Origin of the sequence: Streptomyces torulosus (assembly GCF_001419765.1) — a bacterium.
GTDB lineage: Bacteria > Actinomycetota > Actinomycetes > Streptomycetales > Streptomycetaceae > Streptomyces > Streptomyces torulosus.
In genome coordinates this window covers 1-2,186 of the sequence record NZ_LIRK01000248.1, presented here as the reverse complement: position 1 = coordinate 2,186, position 2,186 = coordinate 1, and the positions used below count along the sequence as shown (strand labels likewise).

The 2,186-nt window shown below is 74.0% G+C and carries 1 protein-coding gene and 1 pseudogene; both read right to left on the bottom strand.

The window, feature by feature from the left end; genetic code table 11:
• Nucleotides 1-70: 70 nt before the first annotated feature.
• Nucleotides 71-563: pseudogene (locus AOK23_RS45110) on the bottom strand (TetR/AcrR family transcriptional regulator); the annotation flags it as partial.
• Nucleotides 564-569: 6 nt separating this feature from the next.
• Nucleotides 570-2,186: ATP-binding SpoIIE family protein phosphatase (locus AOK23_RS17635; protein ID WP_157878064.1), on the bottom strand; the 1,617-nt coding region annotated here is incomplete at its 5' end.

The following is a 2,186-nucleotide window of genomic DNA, read 5'->3' as shown; positions in this document are numbered from 1 at the left end:
CCCATGTCCGACCTCGTTCCCATGTCCGACCTCGTTCCCATGTCCCCGTCGTCGTCATGTTCCCCGTCGTCGCCATGTCCGTCGCCGCCCGGTGGATCCGCCGGGCGTGGAGTGCGAACAGGGCCACCAGGTCGACGGTGTCGCCGTCCACTTCGCGTGGGACGAAGAGACCGTCGGCGCCCGCCACGGCGTAGGTGGTCAGCGTGCGGACGGCGGTGGTGTCCAGGGTCGGGAAGAGCTCCTCGATCGCTTCGCTCACCTTCTGGGCGGCGACGGCGCGGATCTGGAGGAACACGGCCCGGCCGCGGGGTTCCTCGGGGCGGCGCTCCAGGGCGAGCATCAGGCCGAGGCGGAGGAAGTCGGGGGACTCCAGCAGGGATCGGGCGACGTTCGCCGCCATGGCGGTGATCCGTTCCAAGGCGGTGCCCGTCCCCTCGTCCGGGTGGGCGCCCGCGGCGAGCCAGGTCTCGATGCCGCGCTCGACGACCGCGGCGATCAGGTCGTCCTCGTCCTTGAAGTGCCAGTAGATCGAGCTGGGCGGGCAGCCCGCACTTGGCGCTGACGTCGGGTCACGGCAGCGGCTGCTCCGCCCAGATGATCTTGCCGTCGGGGGTGTAGCGGGTCCCCCAGCGTTCGGTGAGCTGGGCGACGAGGAAGAGGCCACGGCCGCCCTCGTCCTCGGTGCGGGCACGGCGCAGCCGGGGCGAGGTGCCGCTGCCGTCGAAGACCTCGCAGATCAGGGCGCGGTCGCGCAGCAGGCGGAGCTGGACGGGGCCGGTGGCGTGGCGGATGGCGTTGGTGACCAGCTCGCTGACGATGAGTTCCGTGGTGAAGGCCAGGTCGTCCAGGCCCCAGGCGGTCAGTTGCTCGGTGGCGGCCACGCGGGCACGGGAGACGACCGCCGGGTCGCCGGGCAGCTCCCACTGGGCGACCCGTTCCGCGCCGAGCGCGTGCGTGCTGGCGACGAGCAGGGCCACGTCGTCGCACGGCCGGGTCGGGAGCAGCGCGTCGAGGACCGCGTCGCAGGTGTCCTCCGGGGTCCGGTCGGCGCCGGACAGGACGGCGCGGAGCCGTTCCAGGCCGGTGTCGATGTCCCGGTGGCGGTCCTCGACCAGGCCGTCGGTGTAGAGGACCAGCCGGCTGCCCTCGGCCAGTTCCAGCTCGACCGTCTCGAACGGCATGCCGCCGAGGCCGAGCGGCGGCCCGGACGGCAGGTCGACGAGGTCCACATGACCGCCGGGGCCGACGATCGCCGGCAGGGGGTGCCCGGCGCGGGCGAGGGTGCAGTGCCGGGAGACCGGGTCGTAGACCGCGTAGAGGCAGGTCGCGCCGATGATGCCGGAGTCCTCGTGGGCGTTCTCCACCGCCCAGCCCTCACCCCGGTCGAGGCGGGCGACGAGATCGTCGAGGTGGGTGAGGAGGTCGTCGGGGGGCAGGTCCAGGGAGGAGAAGTTGTGGACGGCGGTGCGCAGCCGGCCCATGGTCGCGGCGGCGTGCAGACCGTGGCCGACGACGTCCCCGACGACCAGGGCGACGCGGGCGCCGGAGAGGGGGATGACGTCGAACCAGTCGCCGCCGACGCCCGCCTGCGCGGGCAGGTAGCGGTACGCGACCTCGACCGCGCTCTGCTCGGGGCGGCCCCGGGGCAGCAGGCTGCGCTGGAGGGCGAGGGCGGTGTTGTGCTCGCGGGTGTAGCGGCGGGCGTTGTCCACGCAGATCGCCGCGCGGCCGGCCAGTTCCTGGGCGAGCGACAGATCGTCGTCCTCGAACGGGGCGGGCTGCCGCGAGCGGTAGAAGCTGACGACGCCGAGGGTCGTACCGCGCGCCCGCAGCGGCACGGTGATCAGGGAGTGGATGCCGGCCGCGAGCGCGCGTTCGAGGCGGGCGGGGTCCTGGGCGAGCCAGCCGCCGGCCTCGGCGAGGACGGGTTCGAGCACCGAGCGGCCGGTCTCCCAGCTGCGGGCCTGCGGGGTGGAGGCGACGTACTGGACGCGGTCGCCGGCCTCGTACAGATGCGAGTCGCGGTGGACGGCGCCCAGCGCGACCCGGCGCAGCGCCATCCCCTCCCCCAGCGGTTCGGGCTCGTCGCCCAAGAGGACGGAGCCGGGCAGGTCCACGGCGGCGAAGTCGGCGAACCTCGGCACCGCCACCTCCGTCAGCTCCTCGGCGGTACGGGTCACGTCCAG